The sequence below is a fragment of the Actinomadura nitritigenes genome (genome assembly GCF_017573545.1).
GTDB classification, from domain to species: Bacteria; Actinomycetota; Actinomycetes; order Streptosporangiales; family Streptosporangiaceae; genus Spirillospora; species Spirillospora nitritigenes.
The window spans coordinates 84,632-110,288 of the sequence record NZ_JAGEOK010000002.1; the positions used below are offsets into that span (position 1 = coordinate 84,632).

Genomic DNA, 25,657 nt, shown 5'->3' on the forward strand with positions numbered 1-25,657 from the left:
TAAGACTGTGCATCAGCATGAGCACATGCACGGTACTCGCGAGGTGCCGTTCGCGCTGCACCGGTCGATCGTCTGCGTGGACGTCGAGAAGTTCGGCGTCCGGGCGAACTGGGACCAGCTCGCCGTCCGCGACGCCCTGTTCCGCGCCCTGGAGACGGCCCTGGCCGAGTCGCGGGTGCCCGCGGAGCACGTCACCTGCGAGGACCGGGGCGACGGGGCCCTGATCCTCGTCGACCCCGCCGTGCCGAAGGAGCACCTCGCCGGACCGTTTCCGGCGCGGCTCGCGGCGTGCCTCGAACGGCACAACGGCACCGCCGCGCCCGGGGCGCGGTTCCGGCTGCGGGCCGCGGTGCACGCCGGGGAGGTGCACTACGACCGCCACGGCGTGGCGGGCAGCGCGGTCAGCCTGCCGTTCCGGCTGCTGGAGGCCGGGGCCCTCAAAGAGGCCCTGCGCGGCTCCGCCGGGGTCCTGGCGCTGATCGCCTCGGAGTGGTTCTACCGGGAGGTCATCGCGCAGAACCGCACCTGCGAGGCCGCCGCCTACCGGCGCGTCCGCGTCTCGGTCAAGGAGACGCGGACGCCCGCGTGGGTCCGGTCGCTGCCGACCGGGCCCGGCGCCGCGGAGGCGCCCGCGGTCTCCGCCGTCCCGCTCGCGCCCGCCGCGGCGCCGCGCCGCTCCCCCTCCCGCGCACGGCGCCCCGGTGCCCGCCCGGCGCCGCCTCCCAAGCGCGGCGCGGCGACGGGCCCGGCGGGACCCGCGTGACCCGCGCCCGACCGGTCGGGTGACGGATGCCCGCCCGGTCGGCCCGCTCCTACCGTCGATCGTGTTCCCGGACAGAGGAGAAGGCGATGAACGACAAGGAACTGGCGGACAGGGTGCGGGCGCTGGCGGACCGCGCGGAGATCACCGAGCTGGTCGCCCGGTTCTTCGGATCGATCGACGACCGGCAGCGGGACCCGGGGGCGCACCCCTTCGACGCGGCGTGGGCGCGGGCGCTCTTCACCGAGGACGTCCGGGTCCGCTACCCCGTCGGCGCCTACACGGGCCATGCCTCCGAGGTGATGGACCTGACCATGGACAGCTTCGGGCGGACCCAGCACCTCGCCGGCATCCCGGAGATCGCGCTGGACGGCGACCGGGCCGCGGTGCGCTGGAGCGCCGTCCACACCCACGTGCACCCGGCGTCCACGCAGGAGGCCCGCGCCGACCGCCTCGGCGAGACGTTCGTGTCCGGCGGGCACTACGACGCGGAGGCCGTCCGCACGCCCGGGGGCTGGCGGTTCCGCGCCGTCGCCCTGGACGTCGCGTGGACGGCCGGCAAGCCGCCCCTCGTCCCGCCGGAGCGCCGCGCCGCCATGGCACGCCTCGCGGACGCCTGAACCCGGCGGCGGGCCGGGTCAGCGGCGGAGGCGGCAGTGCAGCTCCAGGCCGGGCACGGCGTCCCAGCCGATCAGGCGGACGAGCTTGTCGATGTGCGCGGTGACCGAGTGCAGGATCAGCAGACCCTCGCGTTCGGCGAGGTCGCGGGCCGCGAGGGTGAGGGCGCGCAGGCCCGCGACGTCGATGAAGTCGATGCGGGCGAGGTCGACGTGCAGGTCGCCGTCGACCCGGGAGCGGGCGGCGCGCAGGGCGCGCTTGAGGTCGCTCGCGTTGGAGACGTCGACCTCGCCGGCCATCCGCAGCCACGGGGCGTCCGCGGCGCCCTCGATGCGCAGCAGCGGGGTGTCGAGTTCCACGACGTCGTAGCGGGGAGCGGTGCGCTCCGGGCGCGCCCCGCCGGGACCGCCCTCGCCGCCGGTGATCCGCCAGACCGTCATCCGCTCCTCGCCCTTCGGGACCGGGGCGCCGCCTACCGTGGGGACGCCCGTATATGCCACGATCTCACCTGTTGACACCTTCTGGACCCCACCACGCGGGAAAACCATCATCGGGAGGCTTTTCATGGACGAGAAGGCGATCCTGGCCCGGATCAACGACTTCATCGACGAGGAGCACGCGCTCCGGCAGGCGCATGAGCGCTCCGAGACCACCGGTGAGGACGCGAGACGGAGGCTGCGGGAGCTGGAGGTGGCCCTCGACCAGTGCTGGGACCTGCTGCGCCAGCGGCGGGCCAGGCTCGAGGCGGGGCAGAACCCCGAGGAGGCGCACGTGCGCCCGGCGAGCGAGGTCGAGGGCTACCGCCAGTAGGGCCGTCACGGCACCATCCACGACAGGACCCCGGTGGACTGGAGGCCCGACAGCACGCACATCCCGGCCAGGAACAGCAGGCTCCACAGCACGACGCGGCGGAAGATGTCGCCCTCGCGGCCGTCCAGGCCGACGGCGGCCGCGGCGATCGCGAGGTTCTGCGGGGACACCATCTTGCCGAGGACGCCGCCGGAGCTGTTGGTGGCGGCCATCAGGACGGGCGACAGGTCGGCCTTGTTCGCGGCGGTGATCTGCAGGGCGCCGAACAGGGAGTTGGACGAGGTGTCCGAGCCGGTCACGGCGGTGCCGAGCCAGCCGAGGACCGGGGACAGCACGGCGAAGGCGCCGCCGGCGCCCGCCATCCAGGTGCCGAGGGTGACCGTCTGCCCGGAGGCGTTCATCACGAACGCGAGGGCCAGCACCGCCATCACGGTGAGGATCGCCCAGCGGAGCTGGACGAGCGTGGTGCCGTAGGCGCGCAGCGCGCGGACCGCGCCGACGCGCAGCGCGATCATGGTGATGAGGCCCGCGACGAGCATCTGGGTGCCGGGCGTGGTGAAGTAGTTGAAGGTGAAGGTCGGCAGCGTCGACGGCTTGCCGGACGCGCCCGTGATGTGCAGGCCGGGCCAGCCGACCGTCTGCGTCGCACCGTTCAGCCAGTTCTTGACCTGGTCGATCTGGCAGACGACGAACACCGCGATGATGATCGCGTAGGGGGCGTAGGCGCGGACGACGTCGGCCCGCGCGTCGGCGGGGGCCTCGCCGGGGGCTCCGCCGCGCCCGGCGCGGGCGGCGAACTCGGGAGTGGGTTCGTCGGCGGCGCCGCCGGCGATCACCGGGCGGGCCGGGGCGTGCGGGCGGCGCAGCCGGACGACGAGGACGACCGCGGCGGCCGACACCAGCGACGCGACGACGTCGGCGAGCGGCACCGAGACGAAGTTGGCGGTGGCGTACTGCGCGACGCCGAACGCGGCGCCGCAGAACAGCGCGGTCGGCCACGTCTCGCGGACGCCGCGGCGGCCGTCGGCGATCAGCACGAGGATCAGCGGGACGAACACGGCGAGGATCGGGGTCTGCCGGCCGACCATGGCGCCGAGCGTGTCGCTGGACTGCCCGGTGACCTTCCCGAGCGTGAGGATCGGCGTGGCCATCGCGCCGAACGCGACGGGCGCGGTGTTGGCGGTGAGCGCCAGGACGGCGGCCTTCAGCGGCTGGAAGCCGAGCGCGATCAGCATCACGGAGGTGACCGCGACCGGGGTGCCGAACCCGGCGAGCGCCTCCAGCAGCGCGCCGAAGGAGAACGCGATCAGGATCGCCTGCAGCCGCTGGTCGTCGCTGACCCGCGCGAACGTCCGGCGCAGCACGTCGAAGTGGCCGGTCGCGACCGTGATGTTGTAGACCCACAGCGCGTTGATGACGATCCACAGGATGGGGAAGAAGCCGAACGCGGCGCCTTCGCTGCCGGCGAGGAACGCCTGGCCCGCCGGCATCCCGTACGTCCAGATCGCGACGGCCAGGGAGACCGCCAGCGCGATCAGGGACGCCAGCCAGGCGCGCATTCGCAGGGCGCCGAGCAGGACGAACAGCACCGCCAGCGGCAGCGCGGCGACCAGCGAACTCCAGCCGAGCGAGCCGGCCACGGGATCGAGGACCTGTCGGTACACGGGATCACCTCGCGGTTAGGAGCGGCCCCCGAGTTGGACGATCAATACCCCGTGGTGTGTCCCGCCTCACATCTGATAGTGAACTTTTCAATCAGTCAGGGCCCGTTCGGATGCGGCCCCGGACTCCCGGGCCGCCGGAAGGGCGGTCAGAGCAGCGGGAGCAGCCGCGCCGGCGTGATCGGCAGGTCGCGGACGCGGACGCCGGTCGCGTGGTGCACGGCGTTCGCGACGGCCGCGGCGGCGCCCACGATGCCGATCTCACCGATGCCCTTGGACCCCATCGGGTTCAGGTGCGGGTCGGACTCCTCCACCCACACCGCGTCGATGTCGCGGACGTCCGCGCAGGCCGGGACGTGGTACTGGGCGAGGTCGCGGTTGACGTAGTCCCCGTACCGCGGGTCCATGACGCTCTCCTCCATCAGCGCCATGCCGATCCCCATCGTCATGCCGCCGACGAACTGCGACCGCGCGGCCTTCGGGTTGATGATCCGCCCGGCGGCGAACACGCCGAGCATCCGGCGGACCCGGACCTCGCCGGTGTCGGCGTCCACCTCGACCTCGGCGAACTGCGCGCCGAACGCGTGCCGGGCGTACTCGTCGCGCGCCCGGATCTCGTCGGCGGTGTCGGCGGACGCCTCCAGGCCCTCGGGCGGGACGGAGCCGTTCATCTTGCCGCGCAGCGCCTCGCACGCGCGGACGACGGCGGTGCCCCAGCTCGCGGTGCCGGCGGAGCCGCCCGCGACGGTCGCCTGCGGCAGCGCGCTGTCGCCGATCTCGACGGTCACCCGGTCGGCGTCGGCCTTGAGCGCCTCGGCGGCGATCAGCGCGAGGGCGGTGCGGGCGCCGGTGCCGATGTCGGCGGCGGCGATCCGGACCGTGAACGTGCCGTCCGCGTCGGCGCGCGCGCTGGCCTTGTTGGGCCGCATGTAGGCGGGGTAGGTGGAGGCGGCGACGCCCGTCCCGACGAGCTTGTCGCCCTCCCGCCGGGCGCCGGGCGCGGGGTCGCGGTGCTCCCAGCCGAACCGGTCGGCGCCCTCGCGCAGGCACGCGACGAGGTTGCGGGAGCTGAACGGGAGCCCGCTCTCCGGCTCCCGGTCGGTGTCGTTGCGGATCCGCAGCTCGACCGGGTCGACGCCGGCCGCGTACGCCAGCTCGTCCATCGCCGACTCCAGCGCGAACATGCCGGGCGTCTCGCCGGGCGCCCGCATCCACGACGGCGTCGGGACGTCGAGGCGGGCCAGCCGGTGCGAGGTGCGGCGGTCGGCCGCCCGGTACATCACGCGGGTCGCGACCGCGGTCTGCTCGGCGAACTCGGTGACGGTCGAGGACTGCTCGAACACCTCGTGGACGATCGAGTTCAGCGTGCCGTCGGCGTCGGCGCCGAGCCGGAACCGCTGGATCGTCGGGGTCCGGTAGCCGGTGGTGGCGAACATCTGCTGGCGCGGCACCGCGAACTTCACCGGACGGCCCACCGCGCCCGCCGCCATCGCCGCGAGCACCACGCTGGGCCGCGGCGTGCCCTTGGACCCGAACCCGCCGCCGACGTGCGGGGCGACGACGCGCACGTGGGTGCGGTCGAGGCCGAACACCCGGGCGATCGTCTCCTGCGTCGGCGAGGCACCCTGGGTGGAGTCGTAGAGCGTCAGCGTGCCGTCGGCGTTCCACCGGGCCGCGGTCGCATGCGGCTCCATCGGGTTGTTGTGCTCGGCCGGAGTCGTGTACGTCGCGTCCACCCGCACGGCCGAGCCGGCGAAGGCCCCTTCCGGGTCGCCCTGCTCGGTGTCGGTGGGGAACGCCGGGTTCACCTTGTCGGGCTTGTACAGGCGCGGGTCGTCCACGGCGAGCCGCACGTCGAACGGCTCGGACACGTAGTGGACGCGGACGTGCCGCGCCGCCTCCCGCGCGATGTCGAGCGTCTCGGCGACGACGGCGGCGACGAACTGGCCGCGGTACGCGACCGTCCGGGACTGGAACAGCGCCAGCTCCCCGTCCGGCACCTCGTGCAGGTGCGGCGCGTTCTCGCACGACAGGACGGCCAGCACGCCCGGGATGCGCAGCGCGGCGTCCGCGTCCACCGCGGTGATCTCGCCCTTGGCGACGGTCGACTGCACGGCCGCGGCGTGGGCGGCGTTCTCCAGCGGGTACTCGTAGGCGTAGCGGGCCGCCCCGGTGACCTTCTCGCGGCTCTCCAGCCGGTCGGTCATGGCTGCTCCCCCAGCTCGGTCAGCGTCCGGACGATCAGGTTGCGGGCGAGGGGCACCTTGTAGGCGTTGTCGCGCAGCGGCTCGGCGCGGGCGAGCTCCGCCTCGGCGGCGCGCTGGAACTCCTCGCCGATCGCCGGTGCGCCCCGCAGCGCCTCCTCGGCGCGGCGTGCCCGCCACGGCCTGTGCGCGACGCCGCCCAGCGCGATCCGCACGTCCCGGACGGTGCCGCCCTCCACGTCGAGCGCGGCCGCGATCGACACCAGCGCGAACGCGAACGACGCGCGCTCGCGGACCTTGCGGTACCGGGACGGGATGTCCAGGGGCGGCACCTCCACGGCCGTGATGAGGTCGCCGTTCTCCAGGACCGTGTCGCGCTGCGGCTCGTCGCCGGGCAGCCGGTGCAGCTCCCGGAGCGGGATCGTCCGCCCGCCGTCGCGGCCGAGGACGTGGACGGTCGCGTCGAGCGCCGCGAGGGCCACCGCCATGTCGGACGGGTGGGTCGCGACGCACGCCTCGGAATGGCCGAGGATCGCGAGGTTGTGGTGCTCGCCCTCCCGGGCCGGGCAGCCGCTGCCCGGGTCGCGCTTGTTGCACGGCTTGTCGGTGTCCTGGAAGTAGGAGCAGCGCGTGCGCTGCAGCAGGTTGCCGCCGACCGTCGCGAGGTTGCGGATCTGCCCGGACGCCCCCGCCAGGACGGCCTGCACCAGCATGGGGTGGCTCTCGCGCACCGTCCGGTCCGCCGCGAGAGCGCTGTTGCTGACGGCGGCGCCGATGAGCAGGCTCCCGTCGGGCCGCAGCTCGATCCCGTCGTAGGGCAGGCGGGACACGTCCACCAGCCGCGCCGGCTCCTCCACGCCGAGCCTCATCAGGTCGACGAGGTTGGTGCCGCCGCCGAGATAGAGGGCCCCGTCGTCGTGCATCCGCAGGGCGTCGTCGGCGCTCGCGGCGCGCTCGTACACGAAGGGCCTCATGCCCTGGCCTCTTCCGTCTCCGTCTTGCGCGCCGCCTCCCGGACCGCCTTGACGATGCCCGTGTACGCGCCGCACCGGCACAGGTTGCCGCTCATGCGCTCGCGTATCTCGTCGTCGTCGAGGACGGGGTCGGCGCTGAGGTCCTCGGTCACCGCGCTGGGCCAGCCCTTCCCCGCCTCGTCCAGGACGGCCGTCGCGGAGCAGAGCTGCCCGGGCGTGCAGTAGCCGCACTGGAACCCGTCGTGCTCGATGAACGCCTCCTGAAGCGGGCTGAGACGGCCGTCCCGCGCGAGCCCCTCCACGGTGACGACCTCGGCGCCGTCGTGCGCAACGGCGAGGGCCAGGCACGCGTTCGCCCGGCGGCCGTCCAGCAGGACGGTGCACGCGCCGCACTGCCCGTGGTCGCAGCCCTTCTTCGAGCCGGTCAGCCCGAGGTCCTCGCGCAGGGTGTCCAGCAGCGACGCGCGCGTGTCGACGCGGAGCCGGTGCTCGGTCCCGTTCACGACCAGCGCGATCTCGGCGTGTACCGGGGTGACTTCGCTGTCCATGCCCGGGGCCCTACCCGGGATCGGCACGCGCAGTCAGGGCGTCCAGCGGCGCTCGGCGGTGCCCTTCTCGTACGGCTGCGGATCGGGGTAGGTGAGCAGTTCGAAGGTGCTGCCCCACGGCGTCCGCGCGTACTGGTACCGGTTGTGCTCACCGGACTCGGGGCCCGGCAGCCGCTGCGGATCGCCGAGCAGCACCCCGCCGGCGTCCTCCACGCTCCGCGCCGCCCCGTCCAGGTCGTCCACGTAGAAGCCGACGTGCTGCCAGCCGAAGTCGCTCGGCAGCGCGGGCGGGCGGCGCTCGGTGCCGCGGAACTCGAACAGCTCCAGGCCCGGGCCGTTCGGCAGCCGCAGCATCCGCACCGCGACCTCCTCGGTGCCCGCGGGCACGCCGAGGCGCCGCTCGGTCTCCGGTCCGGTGACCGGCCCGTCCTCCCTGCGCAGCGTGTCGTACAGCGGCCGCGCCCCCAGCACGGCGCCGAAGAACGCGGTGGCCGCCTCCAGGTCCGGGACGGTCACCCCGACGTGATCGATCCCCCTCGCGCTCATACCGCTCGCATGCCCGGCCGCACCGGGCCGAACCCGTGGCGGCCGTCACGTGATCAGCGGCGGCGCCGGGGCCGCAGCCGGTACAGCCGGTACCAGGCCAGCAGGGAGAACAGGACGCCGAGGCCCGCCGCGATGCCGAGGTCCATGCCCCAGGCGCTCACCGCGTGCTTCCACGCCGGGTCGGCGCCGCCCGGGTGCGGCATGATCGAGTCGAGGTCGATGGTCGCGGCGGCGGCGCCGAACCCCCAGCGGGACGGCGACAGCCACGCCAGCTGCTCCAGCCCCGGCTTGCCCGCGAGCCGCACCAGCCCGCCGGACAGCACGAGCTGCCCCATCGACAGCACGATCAGCAGCGGCAGCGTCTTCTCCGAGCTGTTCACCGACGCCGACACCAGCAGCCCCAGCGTCATCGACACCACGCCGAGCAGCGCCATCGCCAGCATCAGCTCCGGCAGCACCGCCGTGAACGTCCCGGAGGGCGGCAGCTTCACCCCGATCGTCCCGATCAGCGCCAGCACCACCGCCTGCAGCGCCGTGATCACCCCGAGGACCAGCAGCTTCGACATCAGGTACACGCCCGCCGACAGGCCCGCCGCGCGCTCCCGGCTGTAGATCGTCCGCTCCTTGACCAGCTCGCGGACGGCGTTGCCGGTGCCCGCGAAGCACGCCGCGAACGCCAGCACCATCAGCTTGGACGCGGCGTCGGCGTTGGGCGAGGGCCCCGTCAGCCCCTTCGGCGCCGGGATCGCCGCGCTCAGCCCGCCGAGGATCAGCGGCATCACCCCGAGCAGCACCAGGTAGCTGCGGTCGGACGCGATCACCGCGAGGTAGCGCCGGCACAACGTGCTGAGCTGCGCGAACCGGGACTGCTGCCGGGGCGGCGGCGCGGGCACCGCCGTGTCGGCCTGCACGGCGCCGCCCTGCCGGCCGCTCTCCACGTACCGGGCATGACGCGGCGAGCCGCGGAACTCGGTGGCCCAGTCCCGGTCCGGCTCCCGGTCGAACGCCTGGAACACCTCCGCCCACGACTTCTTCCCGAAGTGCTCCAGCCCCTCCGCGGGCGGCCCGTAGTAGGCGAGGCGCCCGCCCGGGACGAGCACGAGCAGCCGGTCGCAGGCGTCCAGGTTCGCGACGCTGTGCGTGACGACGATGACCGTCCGGCCGTCGTGCGCCAGTTCCGCCAGCATCTCCATGACGGTCTTGTCCAGGCCCGGGTCGAGGCCGGACGTCGGCTCGTCGAGGAACAGCAGCGACGGCTTGGTCAGCAGCTCCAGGGCGACGCTGACCCGCTTGCGCTGGCCGCCCGACAGCCGGTCGATGCGGGTCTTGGCGTGCGCGGTGAGGCCGAGCTCGCCGATGACCTCGTCCACCCGCTGCTCGCGCTCCTGCTTGCGGGTGTCGCCGGGGAACCGCAGCTCGGCGGCGAACAGCAGCGCCTTCCGCGTGTCGAGCTGGGTGTGCAGGATGTCCTCCTGCGGGACGAGGCCGATGCGGTGCCGCAGCTCGTCGTAGTCGGAGTACAGGTCGCGGCCGTCGTAGCGGACCGTCCCCTCCGTCGCGGGCCGCGTCCCCGTGACCGCGCCGAGCAGCGTCGACTTGCCCGCGCCGGACGGCCCGATCACCCCGACCAGCGATCGCTCCGGGATCGGGAAGCCGACCCCGTCCAGGATCACCTTGCCCTCGGGCGTCCGGACGATCAGGTCCTCCACCGACAGCGACACGTCGCCGGTGTCGACGTACTCCCGCAGCTCCTCGCCGACCAGCTGGAACGTGGCGTGCCCGATGCCGAGCAGGTCGTTCTCGGTGAACTCCGCCGACTCGACCCGGTTGCCGTTGACGTAGGTGCCGTTGTGGCTGCCGAGGTCGACGATCCGGTGCCGTCCCGGGCCGAGGCTGCGCAGTTCCGCGTGGTGCCGCGACACCACCAGGTCCGGCACGACGATGTCGTTGTCGGCGGCGCGGCCGATCCGCAGCGTCTTCGGCGCCACCCGGATGATCTGGCTGGGGTTCCGGTCGACGCTCGGCCGGAACCCCGCGGCCGGTTCCGGCCGCGGCGGCGGCACCGTGCGGGGCAACGGGGGCCGCTGCGGGACGGGCGGCGCCGTGCCCGACGGCGGGCGCGGGTTCCCCGCCCCGCGGCCCGGCGGCGTCGGCGACTGGGCGGGCGGCGCCCCGTGCCCGGCCGCCGGCGGGTACACCTGGCGGCGGCTCGGCGGCGGGCTCTCCGGGAAGCAGGAGAGGCTCTCGCCCTCGGTGGAGTGCCCGAGCAGGAACGTCCGCTGCCCGCCGATCTCCATCCGCTCGATGCGTCCGCCCTGGCAGAACGTGCCGTTCCTGCTGCCGACGTCCTCGATCAGCCATCCGTCCGGGCCCGTCCGCAGCACGGCGTGCCACCACGAGACGCGCGGATCCGACAGCGCGATGTCGGACGCGGGGTCGCGGCCGATGCGGTAGGAGCCCCCGGGACGCAGCCGGTGCACCCGGTCCCGCGTGCGGACGACGAGAACGGGCGCGGCGAGCGATTCGGCGGAAGGTCCGGCCGTCATGCGGGGAGTGTAAGTCCTCGCCCCGGAAATGTCGCGGCCCCTTTTTCCGGCCCGGTATTCACGGGACACCGGTCCCATTGACACGGCCCCGGCGACGGAATTGAGTGAACGCCATGGCGAATCCGCCGGGCGCGGCCGCCGTCACCCGTGTCGAACGCCTTCCGCGGCGCGGGCGGCCACGGTGGCTGACCGTCCTGATCTGCGCCGTCGTGCTGCTCGCGCTGCTCATCGCGGCGGCCGACCGCGGCGGCGTGGTCTTCGCGCAGCACGAGATGGCTGTGCAGATCAAAAAGGAGGGATTCCCGACGACGCCGAAAGTGACGATCAAGGGATTCCCGTTCCTCACCCAGGTCGTGTCCCGCCACTTCGGCGATGTGCGGCTCGAGGCGGGCAGAATCACCGAGGGCCCCTTGCGCATCACGAACCTCAAAGTGCGCGCTCGGGACGTCCGGGTCGACTCCGGTTTCAGCAGCGGCACGCTCGGCAGCGTGGACGGCACCGCGTTCGTCAGCTTCAAGGACCTCGCGAGCGCCAGCGACAATCCCGACCTCGTGCTGACGGCCGCCGGGAACAACCTGGTCAAGGCCAAGATGGACCTCGGGATCACGGAGGCCACCGCCACCGCGACGGTCACCAAGCAGGGGAACAGCATCGTGGTGCGGACCCAGTCGATCGAGGGGTTCTCGCGCTCCGACATCGGCAACGACCTCGACTTCACCGTCCCGGTGAAGGGCCTGCCGATGGGGCTGACGTTCCAGAGCGTCACCGTCTCGGCCGCCGGCGTCGGCCTCCACGTGACCGGCCGCAACGTGAAGTTCAGCGACTCCTGACCCGCGCCCGCGCCGGATCACGGCGGGGGTCGCGGCGGGGGTCGCGGCGGGGGTCGCGGCGGGGGTCGCGGCGGGGTCAGAGGAGTTCGGCGGCGGCGTCCACGGCGCCGCGCACGTCGCCGTCCGGCGGGTAGAGCAGGGAGCGGCCGGCGACCAGGCCCCTCACGCCGGGCAGCCGCAGGGCGCGGCGCCACCCGTCCAGCACGGGGCGCGGGTCGTCGCCGATGTCGCCGCCGAGCAGCAGCAGCGGCAGCGTCGTCGCCGCCGCGACCCGCTCCATGTCCGGCACGGCCGGCACCTTCAGCCACGTGTACGCCGACGTGGCGCCGAGCCCGGACGCGACCGACACCGCGCGGATCATCGCCTCCGGCGTCAGCAGGTTGCGGAGGCGCCCCTCGGCGCGGTGCGCGACGAACGGCTCCACGATCGCGAGCAGCCGGTGCCCCGCCAGGCCCGTGACGGCGCGCCCGCACGCCTCCAGCGTCCGGGCCGTCGCCGGGTCGCCGTCGTCGATGCGCAGCAGCATCTTGCCGCCGTCGAGCCGGGACGCCGCGATCGCGTCCGCGTCGTAGGCGGTGAACCGGTCGTCGATCTCGAACACCGACCCCGCGAGCCCGCCCCGGTTCATCGAGCCGATCGCGAGCCTGCCGTCGAGCACGCCCAGCAGCGCCAGGTCCTCGATGACGTCGGGCGCGCCGAGCACGCCGTCCACGCCGGGGCGCTCCAGCGCCGTGCAGAGCCGTTCGAGCAGGTCGCCGCGGTCGGCCATGGCGACCGGATCGCCGCCCGCCGCGAGCGCTCCCCGCGCCGGATGGTCCGCCGCGATGATCAACGGCCGGTCGGGGAGGGACGGGGGCCGGACCCGGCGGGCCACCGCCTCGGCGACCGCCTCCGGCCGGACGGCCCGGACGTCCGTCAGCTCGCCGATGCGCACTCCGCCGAGTCTGTGACGATCATGCGGCGCTGTCAATCGGGGGGCCCGCGGCGCTTCAGCCGGAGTCGGTGATGATCTCCGCGACCTGCCGGGCCGTCTCCGTCGGCAGCGGCGCGGGCAGCCCCTTCCACTTGCGGGACGCCGCCATCGCGGCCGCCCCCGCGCCGCCCCCGTACGCCAGCGCCGCGACGAACGACGCCAGCTCCGGCGGCAGCTTGCGCTCCAGCAGCTGCACGTTCATGCGGTACGACGCCGCGGTCGCCATGACCCCGAGCGCCCCCGCCAGCGCGCCGAACCGCAGCGCGGGCACCCGCTTGCGCGCCTTCGTGACCATTTCCTGCTGCGCGGCATCGATGACCTGCCGGACGAGTGCCAGGTTCTCCTCCACCGGATCGTCCTTGATCTTCGCCGCGGCTCGCGACTTCGCCATGACCTCGACTTACCCGTTGCATTGCGAAGGATTCAGGAGAGGGAGATGTCACTGTCCGCGACTTTGCGCCTGCTGTAAGTTGCGAACCGTCCCCGAGTAGGAAGGCGTGTCCGGTCGATGCAACCGTTCGAGCTGCCCGACTTCTACGTCCCGTATCCGGTCCGGCTGAACCCGCACCTGGAGCGGGCCCGCGCCCACAGCACGGCTTGGGCGCGCGCGATGGGCATGCTCGACGACACCCGCGACCCCGGCACCCCCGATGTCTGGGACGAGGCCGCGCTCGACGCGATGGACTACGCCCTGCTGTGCGCCTACACCCATCCCGACTGCGACCGCCCCGAACTCGACCTCGTCACCGACTGGTACGTCTGGGTCTTCTACTTCGACGACCACTTCCTCGAGGTGTTCAAGCGGCCGCAGGACCAGGCGGGCGCCCGCGCCTACCTCGACCGGCTCCCCGCGTTCATGTCGCTCGAACCGCCCGAACCGCGGAACGCCGTCGAGCGCGGCCTCGCCGACCTGTGGGCCCGCACCGTCCCCGCCCGCTCCCCGGCCTGGCGCCGCCGCTTCGCCGAGAGCACCGACGCGCTGCTCCGCGAGTCGCTGTGGGAGCTGTCCAACATCAGCACCGGACGCGTCCCCAACCCCGTCGAGTACGTCCAGATGCGCCGCAAGGTCGGCGGCGCCCCCTGGTCGGCGGACCTCGTCGAGCACGCCGCCGGGGTCGAGGTCCCCGCCCGCGTCGTCGGCACCCGCCCGCTGCGCGTGCTGAAGGACGCCTTCGCCGACGGCGTCCACCTGCGCAACGACATCTTCTCCTACCAGCGCGAGACGGAGACCGAGGGCGAGATCAACAACTGCGTTCTGGTCGTCGAGCACTTCCTCGGCGTCGCGCCCCAGCAGGCCGCCGACACCGTCAACGACCTGCTCACCTCGCGGCTGCGCCAGTTCGAGAACACCGCCCTCACCGAGCTCCCCCCGCTCTACGAGGAGCACACGCTCACCCCCGCGGAGAGGGCCGCCGTCACCGCCTACGTCAAGGGCCTCCAGGATTGGCAGTCCGGCGGCCACGAATGGCACCTGCGCTCCAGCCGCTAAATGAACGAGAAGTCCATCGGGATGTCGGCCACCCGCATCCCCGCCCTGGTCGGGTCGGCCCGCCTCAGCCGTCCCCACGTCCCGTACCAGAAGGTGGGCCCGACGCCCCTCCCGGAATTCGACATGCCGTACCGGGCGCGCGTGAACCCGCACCGGGGAAGGGCGCGGAAGAACGTCATCGCCTGGTGCGCCGCCATGGGGATGCTCGCGCCGCTCCCCCGGCATCCCGTCCCGCTCTGGACGGCCGAGAAGCTCGCCGGGTTCGACTTCGCGGTCTGCTCGGCGTCCATCGACCCCGACTCCGCGCCCGAGTCCCTCGACCTCGCCACCCAGTGGCTGGCGTGGGGCACCTTCGGCGACGACTACTTCCCCGCCGTCTTCAACCGCGACCGCGACTTCGCCGGCGCGAAACGGTTCTGCTCGCGCATCCCCGCGTTCATGCCGCTGGACTGCGGCCCCACGCCCGTCCCCGAGAACCCCTTCGAGACCGGCCTCATCGATCTCTGGCACCGCACCGCGTCCCCCATGAACGGCCGGGGCCGCCGGGAGTTCCGCGCCGCCGTCGAGCACATGGTGGACAGCTGGCTGTGGGAACTGCACAACCAGCTCCAGTCCCGCATTCCCGACCCCGTCGACTACATCGAGATGCGCCGCCGCACCTTCGGGTCCGAACTCACGATGGCCCTGACGCGCATCGGCCTCTTCCGCGAGATCCCCGCCGAGGTCCTCGCCACCCGCACCCTCCAGGAGATCGACGCGTCCGCGATGGACTGCGCGTGCCTCCTCAACGACGTCTTCTCCTACCAGAAGGAGATCGAGTACGACGGCGAGCTGAGCAACGGCGTCCTCGCCGTGCAGCATTTCCTCGACTGCGGGCGCGACGAGGCGATCCCCATCGTCAACGACCTCATGGCGTCCCGCCGCCGCCAGTTCGAGCGGCTCGCCACCGCCGAACTCCCGGCCCTGGCCGCCGACATGGGTCTCGACGGCGACACCCGCGCCGCCCTCGACGCCTACGTCTCGGAGCTCCGCGACTGGATGGCCGGCATCCTCACGTGGCACCGCGAGACCGCCCGCTACGACCAGCGCGAACCCGTCCGCCCGCCGAAGGCCGCCGCCCTCCGCCTCGGCCCGACCACCATCGGCTGACCGTCGCCGCGCGGACGGCCGCTCTCCCACCGCCGCCGGCCGGACCCGGTGGGCGGTGCGCCGTCAGCCGGCGCCGTCTCCGTCCAGTGCGGCGACGGCCTCGGTGCGGGTGATGGTGCGGGTGAGCAGGGCGCGGGCCTCGGCGATCTCGGCGGCGCGGCGGTCGAGCTCCTCAAGCCGATCGTGCAGCACCTCCAGCGTGCCGGGGCACGGGCGCAGCGCGTCGACGCCCGCGGCGCAGGGCAGGAGGCGCGCGATCGACCGCGTCGGCAGGCCGGCGGCGAGGAGCGCCCGGATCCGGGCCACCGTCAGCTCGGCGTCGTCGCCGTACTCGCGGTAGCCGTTGGCGCGGCGGCGCGACTCCAGCAGGCCCTGGTCCTCGTAGTAGCGGATCAGCCGCTCGCTCACCCCGGTGCGCCGGGACAGCTCCCCGATCAGCACGGCTCTCCCATCAGCGCGCTCCTGCCATCAGCACGGCTTCCCGATCAGCACGGGCGGCCTTCTCGGCTTGACCTTCCAACGGTGTCAAGGAGTGACGGTGGTGCCCTATTCCGCACCGGAGGAAAAGATGATCATCGATGCGCACGGGCACGTCCACGATCCCGTCGAGGACCACATCGCCCTGCTGGACGACGCCGGGGTCGACCGGGCGGTGCTGTTCGCGACCCGCCCGCATCCCGAGCGGGCCGCCGACCTGGCGTCGCTGCGCCGGGAGATGGACGTCCTGGGCAGGAGCCTCGGCGGCCGGGCGAACTCGCTCGACTCCTACAGGGCCGCCTGGGCGGAGCACGCCGCCGCCCTCGCGGCGCGCCCGGACCGCTTCATCGGGTTCCTGTCCGTCCCGCTCGACCTGGCCGGCGAGGAGATCGCCGCGACCGTGGAACGCGACGTGGTGGGGGCCGGCCTGCACGGCATCGGCGAGCTGACGCCGCCGCCGGGCCGCGCCGACCTCGTGGAACCGGTGCTGCGGGCCGCCCGCGACCACGGCGGCCTGCCCGTCGTGGTGCACGGGTCGGCGCCCGCCACCGGGGACGACCTGGAGACGCTCGCGGGGCTCGCCCGCCGGTACCCGCGCGTCCCGCTGGTGGTGAGCCAGCTCGGCGGGGCCCACTGGATGCGCGCGATCGAGCTCGTCCGCGACACGCCGAACATGTACCTGGAGCTGTCCACCGCGCCCATCGTCTTCGCGGTGCGGGTGGCGATCGCGGAGATCCCCGACCGCACCCTGTTCGGCTCCGACGCGCCCTACGGCGATCCCGTGCTCGCGCGCCTGACCGTCGAGCGCGCCACGTCCCCCGGCGAGGTCCGCGACCGGGTCCTCGGCGGCACCCTCGCCGAGATGCTCGCCCTCTGAGGACGCGGACCCGCGCCGGCGGGCGGCGCTGGTTGGGCACCGCCGGCGCGGGTAGGGCCTGACCAGCACGAAGACACGCGTGGTGAGGACGTGGCGGCGAAGGCGCGAGTCATCCGGGGGGCGCCGTGCGGAGACGGTGGCGGCAGCGTGTGCGGGCCGCACGCTGGCCGGCGGGGGCGGGCATCGCGCTCTGGCGATGGCGCCGGACGGCCCGCACGACGCAGCGGGAGCGGCTCCGGACGGGGCCGGGCTTCGACCCGGCGCGGCTCCCGCAGCGCGGCGGGGACCGGGTCCAGGGGCTGCGCCAGGGGGTCGGCCCCGTCTACCAGCGGCGCTACTCGGTCCGGATCGTCGGCAGCGACCTGGACGCGCCCGCGCTGATGGACCGGCTGCGCGCCGACGTCAACACCGCGTCCCCGGTCGAGTTCGCGGTCTTCGACAAGATCTCCGGGTCCTCCCCGCGGCTGGAGCTCGGCGACGAGTACGACGTCCACATGCCGGGCCCGTGGAACCTCCCGGTGCGCGTGGTGGAGCGGACGCCGCGGTCCTTCCGGCTCGCGACCCTCCAGGGGCACATCGAGGCGGGCGAGATCGAGTTCCGCGCGAAGGACACCGAGGACGGCGCGCTGCGGTTCACCATCGAGTCGTGGACGCGGAGCGGCGACCGGCTGGCGGACCTGCTCTACGACCGGGTGCGCATGGCCAAGGAGATGCAGCTCCACATGTGGACGCACTTCTGCTGCCGGGTGGCCGAGCTGGCCGGGGGGCGGCCGGCGGGGGACGTCGAGGTCCTCACCGAACGGACCGAGATCGCCGGGGACTCCTCGCGGTTCGACGGGCGCCATCTCGTCGGGCCGGTGGCCGGCGCGCTCGCCCGGGCGTTCACCGCGCTGGCGAAGGCGCGCGGCGGCCGGGCGCTGCACGCCCGCGGGCTCGTCCTCGACGCGACGCTGCGGCTGTCCGGCACGTCCCGCTTCTGGGGCGTCCCGCTGCTGGACGACACGGCGGAGCTGCGGGGCCTGGCGCGGCTGTCCCGGGCGGTCGGCCTGCCGTCCCCGTTCCCGGACGTCCTCGGGCTGGCGCTGCGATGGCGGCAGCCCGCGGACGCCGCGGACGGCGGTGAACCGGCGACCGCCGAGCTGCTGCTGGCCACGACGGGCCACGGACGGCTCGGCCGCCACCTGCTCCGCCCGGCGGCGCGATGGGGGCCCGGCTTCTACGGTTGCCTGCTGCCGTACACCGCGGGCGACCGCCACGTCCTGCTGGGCGCGGTCGCGCGGCGCCCCCTCCGGGGGGACACCGCCGCCCTGGCCCGTGCCGCCGGCGAGGGGCCGATCCGGATGGACCTGGTCGTGGCCACCGAACTCGGACCGTGGGAGCGGTTCGGGGAACTGGTCCTCACGCGGCCCGCGCGCACCGACGACCCCGTGCCGGTGCGTTTCAACCCGGCACGGCACCCGATCACGGGGCTGCGGCCCGCCGGTCCGCTCCAGCAGGTGCGGCGCCGCTCCTACGACGCCGTCCAGCAGGTCGACCTCCGCACGGGCACGGGCCTGACCCGCCGCCGGAAGGGCACCACCCAGCGCAGGGGCCCACGAGAGCACCGCCGGCTCCAGCGGCTCTTCGAGGGGCTGCCGGAGCGGCCCGTGAACTTCGAGGCCCGGGACCGGCCGGAGAACGCCGGGCCGGCCGGCTGGCACATCGACGACCGCCGCCAGCCGCTCCCGCTGGAGCGCCCCGGCCCGCCGGAGCCGGAGGGCAGCTGGGAGATCGCGCGCCGCCTCGTCCGGGACTACGAGTTCGCCGATCCGCGGATCATCCGGAGCGCCTACCGGTCGGGCGAGCCCGAGCCCGGCGCCGACATGCTGCTGGAGGCGAGGTTCTTCGGGCTGCGCTTCCACCTCGGCGTCCGGGTCGGCGACGTCGTCGACACGGTCGTCGAGGAGGACGGGCGGCGGGCGCGCGTGTGGGGCTGGAACTACCGGACGCTGGACGGGCACCTGGAACGCGGCCAGATGGACCAGGAGGTCCTCAAGTGGCTCGACACCGGGGAGGTGGAGTTCCGCCTGCGCGCCTTCTCGCAGGTCGCCGGCATCCGCGATCCGGTCGTCCGGCTCGGGTTCGCCCTGTTCGGCCGCCCGACCCAGCTCGAATACCAGCGGCGGGCGTGCCTGCGCATGGCCGACCTCACCGAAGCGGCGCTCGCCGCGCGGCGCACCGCGCGGGACGCGGGGGCCGGCGTCCGGGACGCGGGCGGCTGACGCCGGGGCCGCTCGCGGCCAGCGGGACGCGGGTCAGGCGGTGAGCGAGTCGCGGACGGTCATCAGCGCGAAGCCCAGGAGGTTCCGCCCCTGCCATTCGGCGGGGTTCGCGGCGCGCGGATCGTCGGCGGCGAGGCCGATGCCCCAGACGCGGTCGAGGGGGCTGGCCTCCACGAGGACGCGGGAACGGGTGGCGGCGAGGTAGTCGCGCAGCTCCGCGTTCTGGGTGAACTTCGCCCGGTTCCCGGCGACGACGATGGACGTGCGGTGGGCGGCCCAGGCGTCCTCGTCGAAGCCGCGGACGCGGCGGCCGAGGTCCTTGGCGGCGCCCGGGTGGGGCGCGGCGACGACGGCGGCGGCCGTTTCCTCGTCGGAGAACAGCCGGGCCTTCTCGGCCATCATGTAATGCTCCGCCGTGGCATAGGTCACTCCGCCGACGGTGAAAGGCGACGGCCACCATTGGCTGAGATAGCCGGGGCCCGGCGTCCGGTGGCCCCAGAAGAACAGGTACTTCGGCGGGGTGCCCGCGTCGTGCAGGCGGATGAGCTGCTGGACGTCCATGCCGACGATGGTGGCAGGGCCGGACCCGGGGCGCGAGCCGGTTTCGGGCGGCGGAATGCGGCACCCGGGTGGAGCGTTGTCACGGGTGCAGGCCGCGCGGTCTAGACCATTTTGCTAAACCGGGTGGGGTATCGGGGAAGATCTTCTTATTTCGGTCGGCCCGGATGCCGAGAATCACGGGCCGTCGTCAACGGGAGGACAGCAGTAGAAATGGACAACGCTCTGGCGAACCCTCGTCGCACGCGGATCAACTCGTGGCCGGAGCGCCGCCCCGCGGACAGCGACTCCGAGCGTCCTCTGGACGCCGAGGCGGCCTCCTCGGAGGACGACCTCGCCGCACGTTGACCGGCCGTATATTCGGCCGCGCTCAGGACCCGCTCGCACACCGAGCGGGTCCTGTTTCTTTTCACCCGGGTTCACCGACCTGCACGCCCCGCCCCCCTCCGTTGAGGTGCGGCGAGTCGTCGTTAGGGCCGCCGCCGCAACGAGGACTCGCCGCAGGTCAACGCGGGGCGGTCAGCGCGGGGGCTGCATGACGCGGTCGGTGATCGCGACCCGGATCTGCGCGTATCCCGACAGGACGGTCCCGTCCTTCAGCCCGGTCCCCGTCGGCGGCGTCACGCCGTTCGACGGCGCGCCCGGGGTCGGCGTGACGGTGTCGCGGTGGTCCACGAGCAGGCGCTCGCCCAGGTACCGGTACGTCCTCGGATCGAAGATCAGCTCGTGGCGGTCGCCCCGCCAGGTCTGCCCGACCGCGATGCCGCGGCGCCCGGCGGTGTCGACCGCGTTGCGGGTGACGGTGACGCCCCGGATCGTCTTCCCGGCCTCGAACAGGGCGGCGAGGGTCGTCGACCCGATGTACCCGGACCTGAGCGCGTCGCCGAGCGCGAGGAACGCCCCGACGTCGGACGGGGCGCCCGGCTTGGCGTGCCGGTACAGCCAGGCCCGCATGGCCTTGGCGTCGGCGGGCAGGCCGCCGCGCACGGCGGGCTGGTTGCGGCAGCCCTTCGGCGGGTCGGCGAGGTCGACCTTCGGCTGATGCCCGTGCGCCTTCGCGTCGGCCTCGCGGCGGTCGTAGTCGGCCGAACCCCGGCACACCCACATCCTGCCCAGGGTGTCGCCGGCGCCGGTCTCGACCACGACGCCGGGGCGCCTGCCGTCCGCGGACAGCCAGTCCTCGCGGTCGGTCCACTGCCGCGCCCCACCGCCGCGCGCGCCCGCGGGCGCCGATTGGAACGCCTTGGACCGGGTGTAGACGAACTGGTCCGGCCGGGGGTGCAGGTCGGGCTGCGCGGCGGCGGCCTGGGACGCGCGGCCGAAGACCTCGGTCGCGGCGACGTTCTCGTACCGCCCCGGTCCGTTCCGCACGGCGCCGCCGTCCCCGCCGGCGGGGACGAGGGCGACGGCCGCGGCGACACCGCCCGCGGCGAGGACGGCGCCGAGCCCGCCGTACGTCCAGCGCGGCACCGTCCGGTGCGCAGGCGCCGCGCGGCGCTCGCGCGTCTCGCGCAGAAGGTGGGCGCGGCGGGCCTCGACGTGCGGCATGTCCCGCCGGGGCGGTGGCATCAGGTCGTTCATCGGCTCTCCTCCGCGAGGTGCGAATTGCTCTTGTTGCTCCTCTTGTGTCCGGTTGGCGGCTCGGGTTCCGCCACGAGGCCCCGCAGTCTGCCGCGGGCCCGGTTCAACCGCGACCGCACCGTCCCCACCGGGATCCCGAGCGCCTCGGCGACCTCGGCGTAGTCCAGCTCCTCCCAGACGCACAGGATCAGCACCTCGCGGTCGCGCCGCGGCAGCCTCCCCATCGCGTCGAGGACCCGCCGCATCCGCCGCTCGGCGTCCAGCCGCGCCGCGACCTCATCGGCGTCCTCCGGCTCGGGCACCGGCGCGGGCATCCGCGCCAGGGCGTCCCGATGGCGGCGCAGGCTGCGCCGGTGGTTGTGCAGGACGTGGGTGGCGACGCCGTACAGCCAGGGCAGCAGCGAGCCGGACGGCGGGTCGACGCGGGCCCGCCGCCGCCAGGTCTCCAGGAAGACCACCGAGGTGAGGTCCTCGGCCTCCGACCAGCTCGCCGTCCGCCGGAAGCAGTGGTTGTAGACGGTGCGCGCGTGACGGTCGAAGAGCACGCCGAACGCGCGCTCGTCGCCGTCCCTCGCCCGGCGCCACAAGTCGGCGTCCGTGGGGGTATCCGGGTTCATGCCCGTCTCATGTCCGCGCGGGCGCGCGGGTTCCCTGACGGTCAGCGGGGGGCGGCGGTGCTGTCGCGCAGGATGACGTGGCCGGCGACGCGCTCGATGCGGCTGCGGCGGGCCGCCGGCTCGCGGAGGGCGAGGCCCATGACGTGCTCGCCCATCGCCTCCAGCGGCAGCGCGACGGTGGTGAGCGGCGGCGCCAGGTCGCGCACGATCGGGATGTCGTCGAAGCCCGCGAGGGAGATCTCGCCCGGCACCGCGACACCGTGGTCGCGCAGCGCGGCGAGCGCGCCGATCGCCATCACGTCGGTCACCGCGAACACGCAGGTCGGACGGGGTTCGCGGCGCAGCAGCTCGGTCGCCGCGCGGTACCCGCCGTCGCGCGTGAAGGACTCCTCGACGATGTGCTCCTCGCGCAGCCGCACGCCCGCCTCGGCGAGCGCCTCGGTGAAGCCGCCGAGCCGGTCGGAGACGGTGGTGAGCGCGCGGGGCCCGGTGAGGACGGCGAAGTCGCGGTGGCCGAGGTCGAGCAGTGCGCGGGCGAGCGCCCCGGCGCCCTCCCGGTTCTGCGGCAGGACGGCGTCGACCTTGAGGCTGCGGTGCCGGCTGAGCACCGCGACGCGCCCGCCGGTGCGCTGGTAGGGCTCCAGCTCGCCGGCCATCGAGCGCTCCCAGTCGCGGTCCTCGAAGCCGGAGCCGATCAGCAGGATCGCGCGGGCCCGCTGCGCGCGCAGCATCGCCACGTACTCGATCTCGCGGGACGGGTCGCGGAACGTGCTGGCCAGCATGACGAGCATCCCGTGCGCGGCGGCGGTGCGCATCACGCCGCGGGCGACGGCGGCGAAGTAGGGGTCGCTGACGTCGTGGCAGATCACCCCGACCGCCTTGCTGGAGGAGCTGGCGAGCGCCTGGGCGTGCGCGTTCGGGGTGTAGCTGAGCTCGGCGGCGGCGGCCAGCACCCGCTCCCGCAGGTCCGCCCTGACCTGCGACGTCCCGTTGAGCACGCGGGAGGCCGTGGCCAGCGACACCTCGGCCTGCCGGGCGACGTCCTGCAGCGTCACGTACGCCCGGTCCCCGGTGCGCGGCTCGTCCGCCGCCTCGGTCATGCGTCCTCCTCGTGGGAGCCGTCTCCCGCGCCTCCGGGCGGGAGACGCGGCCGTCCCGCGGCCCCTCGCCGGCCGCCGCGCGGCGGGCCGGTTCGGAAAGACCCTCTTGACCGCGCCCGGCGCAGGTTCTTACGGTACCTCAGAAAGCGCTTTCTGAACGCGCTTTCTCGGCACGGTCCCGGAGGAACCATGGTGAGTCAGCACCTCTCGCGGGGGGACGACCCCCCGCGCTCGGCGAACCGGCCCCGGCGCGGGCACGGCACGTCGGACGAGAAGCCGGCGGCGGACGCCGCGGGGGTCGTCGCCCGCGCCCGGCCGGGCGCGGGCGAACGGATCGCGGGCGCGCTGGAGTCGGCCTGGCGGCCGGTCGCGCTGCTCGTGGCCTGCTTCGCCGCCTGGTGGGCGATCACCGCGTTCAAACTGGTCGAGGCGTACCTGGTGCCCTCGCCGTGGACGACGCTGAAGCTCATGGGCGACAAGTGGGGCTACATCTGGCACCACACCTGGGTGACGACCTACGAGACCCTCATCGGCTTCGCGCTCGCGGTGGCCATCGGGGTCTTCGCCGCGGTGATCATGGTGTACTCCAGCACGGTCGAGCGCACGCTCTACCCGATCCTGCTGTTCGCGCAGGTCATCCCCAAGATCGCGATCGCTCCGCTGTTCGTGGTCTGGCTCGGCTTCGGCATCGGCCCCAAGATCGTCGTGGCGGTGCTGATCGCGTTCTTCCCGGTGGTGATCTCGATGGTCGCCGGGCTGAAGGCGGTCGACCCGGAGATGCTGCAGCTGTCGTCCACGATGGGCGCGAGCGCGTTCGCCACCTTCAGCAAGATCCGGCTCCCGGCCTCGCTGCCGCACCTGTTCTCCGGCCTGAAGGTCGCCGTGACGCTGGCCGTCACCGGCGCCGTGGTCGGCGAGTTCGTCGGCGCGAACGAGGGCCTCGGCTACGTGATCCTGCAGGCCAACGGCAACATCGACACCCCGATGCTGTTCGCCGGGCTGCTGGTGATGTCCGCCATCGGCGTCGTGCTGTTCGTCGCCGTCGAGATCGCCGAGAAGCTGCTGCTCCCCTGGCACGCCAGCCGCCGCGGCGAGGCGGTCACCACCACCTACTGACCCGGCGCCCGTTCCGAACGGGCCCCGTCCGAACCCGCCTCCACGAACCGGCCGTCCGGCCGGTAGCTCACCCCACCCATGGAGGACCGTCCCATGAAACTCCGCATCCTCGCCGTCTCCGTCCTGGTCCCGGCCATGGCCCTGGCGGCCGCCGCCTGCGGCGGCGACTCGGGCGAGACCACCGGCGCCTCGGGCAAGAAGCTGAAGAAGGTCACCCTCACGCTGAACTGGTACCCCTACGGCGAGCACGCGCCGTTCTACTACGGCAAGAAGAAGGGCATCTACGAGAAGCACGGCATCGACCTGGAGATCAAGGCGGGCCAGGGCTCGCAGAAGACCGTCCAGGCGACCGGCGCCGGGCAGACCGACTTCGGCTGGGCCGACACCCCGGCCCTGCTCGCCGCCGTCGACAAGGGCATGCCGATCAAGAGCATCGGGGTGTTCCTCCAGACCACGCCCGCGTCGGTGCAGGCGTTCAGCAGCAAGAACCTGAAGGCGCCCGCCGACCTCAAGGGCAAGAAGATCGCCATCACCGCGGGCGACGCGCTGTCGCGCACGTTCCCGGTGTTCCTGAAGAAGAACGGGCTGTCGGAGAGCGACGTCCAGCTGCAGAACACCGACCCGGCCGGGAAGATCGCCGCGGTCATCTCCGGCAAGGCGGACGGCCTCGTCGGGTTCGCCAACGACCAGGGCCCGACGGTCGCGAGCAAGTCCGGCAAGCCGGTGTCGTACCTGCGCTACTCCGACTTCGGGGTCAACTTCTTCTCCAACGGCCTGCTGGTCGGCGAGCGGAAGCTGAAGAGCGACGGCGACCTGGTCAAGGACATGGTCGCCGCCACCAGCGAGGCGTGGAGCGCCGCCGAGTCCGACCCGCAGGGCGCGGTCGCCAGCATGGCCGGCGCGTCCGAGCAGCTGCCGCCCACGCCGGTCGTGGCCGAGCAGTTCAAGACCACGCTGACGCTGCTGCACACGCAGGCGACGCAGGGCAAGGCGCCCGGCGTCGACACCGAGGACGACTGGAAGCAGACGATCACGCTGTTCCAGCAGACCGGGGTCATCGGCAAGGCCGAGGAGCCGTCGAAGTACTGGTCGCCGCAGCTGGCGGCGCAGGGATGAGCGGACGGGCGATGAAGACCATGAGCCAACCGGGGAAGGCCGCGGCGGAGCAGGCCTCCGCCGTCGGGATCGACGAGGTGGCCGTCCGGTTCCGCAGCAAGAAGCGCGACGTCACCGCGCTGCGCGAGGTGTCGCTGGACGTCCCGATGGGGCAGTTCGTCGCGATCGTCGGGCCGTCCGGATGCGGGAAGTCGACCCTGCTGAAGCTGGTCGCGGGGCTGCTCAAGCCGTCCAGCGGGACCGTCCGGCTGCGCGGCGAGCAGGTCGCGGGACCGCGCGCCGACATCGGCTACGTGTTCCAGCGGGCCGCGCTGCTGGAGTGGCGCAGCGCCCGCAAGAACATCCTGCTCCAGGCGGAGATGCGCAAGATGCCCGCCGAGCAGGCGCGGCGGCGCACCGCCGAGCTGATGGAGATGACCGGGCTCACCGGCTTCGAGGACGCGCTGCCGCACGAGCTGTCCGGCGGCATGCAGCAGCGGGTCGCGCTGTGCCGGGCGCTGCTGCACGAGCCGCCCGTCCTGCTGATGGACGAGCCGTTCGGCGCGCTCGACGCGCTCACCCGCGAGCAGCTCAACATCGAGATGAACCGGATCTGGCGGGAGACCGGGACCACCGTCCTGCTCGTCACGCACTCGGTCGCCGAGGCCGCGTACCTGGCGAACCGGGTCGTGGTGATGACCGACAGGCCCGGCACGATCGCCGAGGTCATCGACGTGGACCTGCCCGCGGAGCGGGACTACGCCGAGACCATGGCGCAGCCCGAGTTCGCCCGCGTCACGGGCCGGATCCGCAGGCTCCTCGGCGCCGGCGCGGCGCTCGACTAGCGGCTCCTCCACCGTCGAGCCG

At 73.7% G+C, this 25,657-nt stretch carries 26 protein-coding genes; 12 read left to right on the plus strand and 14 right to left on the minus strand.

Annotation, left to right across the window (positions count from 1 at the left end):
- Positions 1-25 precede the first annotated feature (25 nt).
- A complete protein-coding gene (locus J4557_RS02695; protein WP_208264718.1) occupies positions 26-763 on the plus strand; it encodes a hypothetical protein in 738 nt (245 codons plus the stop codon).
- A gap of 86 nt (positions 764-849) precedes the next feature.
- The gene (locus J4557_RS02700) at positions 850-1,380 is read left to right on the plus strand and encodes a nuclear transport factor 2 family protein (RefSeq protein WP_208264719.1); all 531 of its coding nucleotides are present in this window, start codon (positions 850-852) and stop codon (positions 1,378-1,380) included.
- Between the two features lie 18 nt (positions 1,381-1,398).
- On the opposite strand, the gene J4557_RS51495 is transcribed toward J4557_RS02700, so the two are convergent.
- A complete protein-coding gene (locus tag J4557_RS51495) occupies positions 1,399-1,878 on the minus strand; it encodes an STAS domain-containing protein (RefSeq protein WP_208264720.1) in 480 nt (159 codons plus the stop codon).
- A 64-nt stretch (positions 1,879-1,942) separates the two neighbouring features.
- Here J4557_RS51495 and J4557_RS02710 point away from each other — a divergent pair, with 64 nt between their 5' ends.
- Entirely contained in the window at positions 1,943-2,188 is a 246-nt protein-coding gene (locus J4557_RS02710) for a DUF2630 family protein (protein ID WP_208264721.1), read from the plus strand.
- A 5-nt stretch (positions 2,189-2,193) separates the two neighbouring features.
- Here the strand turns inward: J4557_RS02710 and J4557_RS02715 are convergent, their stop codons facing one another.
- From J4557_RS02715 to J4557_RS02740, 6 genes are all read right to left on the minus strand, one after another.
- Positions 2,194-3,852, minus strand: coding sequence for an L-lactate permease (locus tag J4557_RS02715; protein WP_208264722.1), 1,659 nt, complete (start codon positions 3,850-3,852; stop codon positions 2,194-2,196).
- Positions 3,853-3,998: 146 nt separating this feature from the next.
- Positions 3,999-6,056: a xanthine dehydrogenase family protein molybdopterin-binding subunit gene (locus J4557_RS02720; RefSeq protein WP_208264723.1), complete on the minus strand. Its 2,058-nt coding sequence runs from the start codon at positions 6,054-6,056 to the stop codon at positions 3,999-4,001.
- Entirely contained in the window at positions 6,053-7,027 is a 975-nt protein-coding gene (locus J4557_RS02725; protein WP_208264724.1) for an FAD binding domain-containing protein, read from the minus strand. Before J4557_RS02725 ends, J4557_RS02720 begins: the two co-directional genes overlap by 4 nt.
- Positions 7,024-7,575: a 2Fe-2S iron-sulfur cluster-binding protein gene (locus tag J4557_RS02730; RefSeq protein ID WP_208264725.1), complete on the minus strand. Its 552-nt coding sequence runs from the start codon at positions 7,573-7,575 to the stop codon at positions 7,024-7,026. Before J4557_RS02730 ends, J4557_RS02725 begins: the two co-directional genes overlap by 4 nt.
- Positions 7,576-7,608: 33 nt before the next feature.
- Positions 7,609-8,121, minus strand: a complete 513-nt coding sequence (locus tag J4557_RS02735) for a VOC family protein (protein ID WP_208264726.1) — start codon at positions 8,119-8,121, stop codon at positions 7,609-7,611.
- Positions 8,122-8,174: 53 nt separating this feature from the next.
- On the minus strand, positions 8,175-10,667 hold the full coding sequence (locus J4557_RS02740) for an FHA domain-containing protein (protein ID WP_208264727.1): 2,493 nt from the start codon (positions 10,665-10,667) through the stop codon (positions 8,175-8,177).
- Between the two features lie 113 nt (positions 10,668-10,780).
- Here J4557_RS02740 and J4557_RS02745 point away from each other — a divergent pair, with 113 nt between their 5' ends.
- Positions 10,781-11,497 (plus strand): LmeA family phospholipid-binding protein, encoded by a 717-nt coding sequence (locus J4557_RS02745; RefSeq protein ID WP_208264728.1) that lies wholly within the window; start codon positions 10,781-10,783, stop codon positions 11,495-11,497.
- Between the two features lie 76 nt (positions 11,498-11,573).
- On the opposite strand, the gene J4557_RS02750 is transcribed toward J4557_RS02745, so the two are convergent.
- Together J4557_RS02750 and J4557_RS02755 are read right to left on the minus strand one after the other, a co-directional pair.
- Positions 11,574-12,431: a Cgl0159 family (beta/alpha)8-fold protein gene (locus tag J4557_RS02750; protein ID WP_208264729.1), complete on the minus strand. Its 858-nt coding sequence runs from the start codon at positions 12,429-12,431 to the stop codon at positions 11,574-11,576.
- Positions 12,432-12,486: 55 nt separating this feature from the next.
- Positions 12,487-12,861 carry a phage holin family protein gene (locus tag J4557_RS02755; protein ID WP_208264730.1) on the minus strand — a complete coding sequence of 125 codons (375 nt, stop codon included), beginning with the start codon at positions 12,859-12,861 and terminating at the stop codon, positions 12,487-12,489.
- A gap of 117 nt (positions 12,862-12,978) precedes the next feature.
- On the opposite strand from J4557_RS02755, the gene J4557_RS49215 reads away from it, so the two are divergent.
- A complete protein-coding gene (locus J4557_RS49215; RefSeq protein WP_243775196.1) occupies positions 12,979-13,959 on the plus strand; it encodes a terpene synthase family protein in 981 nt (326 codons plus the stop codon).
- The gene (locus J4557_RS49220) at positions 13,960-15,108 is read left to right on the plus strand and encodes a terpene synthase family protein (protein WP_243775197.1); all 1,149 of its coding nucleotides are present in this window, start codon (positions 13,960-13,962) and stop codon (positions 15,106-15,108) included.
- 63 nt (positions 15,109-15,171) lie between these two features.
- Here J4557_RS49220 and J4557_RS02765 read toward each other — a convergent pair whose 3' ends face one another.
- The gene (locus J4557_RS02765; protein WP_208264731.1) at positions 15,172-15,549 is read right to left on the minus strand and encodes a MerR family transcriptional regulator; all 378 of its coding nucleotides are present in this window, start codon (positions 15,547-15,549) and stop codon (positions 15,172-15,174) included.
- A 127-nt stretch (positions 15,550-15,676) separates the two neighbouring features.
- Here J4557_RS02765 and J4557_RS02770 point away from each other — a divergent pair, with 127 nt between their 5' ends.
- A complete protein-coding gene (locus tag J4557_RS02770) occupies positions 15,677-16,462 on the plus strand; it encodes an amidohydrolase family protein (RefSeq protein ID WP_208264732.1) in 786 nt (261 codons plus the stop codon).
- A gap of 149 nt (positions 16,463-16,611) precedes the next feature.
- A complete protein-coding gene (locus J4557_RS02775) occupies positions 16,612-18,723 on the plus strand; it encodes a DUF1990 family protein (protein WP_208264733.1) in 2,112 nt (703 codons plus the stop codon).
- Positions 18,724-18,756: 33 nt separating this feature from the next.
- Here the strand turns inward: J4557_RS02775 and ybiA are convergent, their stop codons facing one another.
- Positions 18,757-19,284 carry a riboflavin biosynthesis intermediates N-glycosidase gene (gene ybiA / locus J4557_RS02780; protein WP_208264734.1) on the minus strand — a complete coding sequence of 176 codons (528 nt, stop codon included), beginning with the start codon at positions 19,282-19,284 and terminating at the stop codon, positions 18,757-18,759.
- A 210-nt stretch (positions 19,285-19,494) separates the two neighbouring features.
- Between ybiA and J4557_RS50695 the strand changes: the two genes are divergently transcribed.
- On the plus strand, positions 19,495-19,629 hold the full coding sequence (locus J4557_RS50695; protein WP_279575951.1) for a hypothetical protein: 135 nt from the start codon (positions 19,495-19,497) through the stop codon (positions 19,627-19,629).
- A gap of 171 nt (positions 19,630-19,800) precedes the next feature.
- Here the strand turns inward: J4557_RS50695 and J4557_RS02785 are convergent, their stop codons facing one another.
- From J4557_RS02785 to J4557_RS02795, 3 genes are read right to left on the minus strand one after another with little or no spacing between them, the layout of a single operon-like run.
- Positions 19,801-20,862, minus strand: a complete 1,062-nt coding sequence (locus tag J4557_RS02785) for a CU044_5270 family protein (RefSeq protein ID WP_208264735.1) — start codon at positions 20,860-20,862, stop codon at positions 19,801-19,803.
- Positions 20,859-21,479 carry an RNA polymerase sigma factor gene (locus J4557_RS02790; RefSeq protein WP_208264736.1) on the minus strand — a complete coding sequence of 207 codons (621 nt, stop codon included), beginning with the start codon at positions 21,477-21,479 and terminating at the stop codon, positions 20,859-20,861. The genes J4557_RS02785 and J4557_RS02790 overlap by 4 nt, the downstream gene beginning before the upstream one ends.
- A gap of 41 nt (positions 21,480-21,520) precedes the next feature.
- Positions 21,521-22,579, minus strand: a complete 1,059-nt coding sequence (locus J4557_RS02795; RefSeq protein WP_208264737.1) for a LacI family DNA-binding transcriptional regulator — start codon at positions 22,577-22,579, stop codon at positions 21,521-21,523.
- A 189-nt stretch (positions 22,580-22,768) separates the two neighbouring features.
- Between J4557_RS02795 and J4557_RS02800 the strand changes: the two genes are divergently transcribed.
- From J4557_RS02800 to J4557_RS02810, 3 genes are all read left to right on the plus strand, one after another.
- A complete protein-coding gene (locus tag J4557_RS02800) occupies positions 22,769-23,695 on the plus strand; it encodes an ABC transporter permease (protein WP_208264738.1) in 927 nt (308 codons plus the stop codon).
- A 93-nt stretch (positions 23,696-23,788) separates the two neighbouring features.
- Positions 23,789-24,811 (plus strand): ABC transporter substrate-binding protein, encoded by a 1,023-nt coding sequence (locus J4557_RS02805; protein ID WP_208264739.1) that lies wholly within the window; start codon positions 23,789-23,791, stop codon positions 24,809-24,811.
- A gap of 20 nt (positions 24,812-24,831) precedes the next feature.
- On the plus strand, positions 24,832-25,635 hold the full coding sequence (locus J4557_RS02810) for an ABC transporter ATP-binding protein (RefSeq protein WP_243775198.1): 804 nt from the start codon (positions 24,832-24,834) through the stop codon (positions 25,633-25,635).
- Positions 25,636-25,657: the final 22 nt, after the last annotated feature.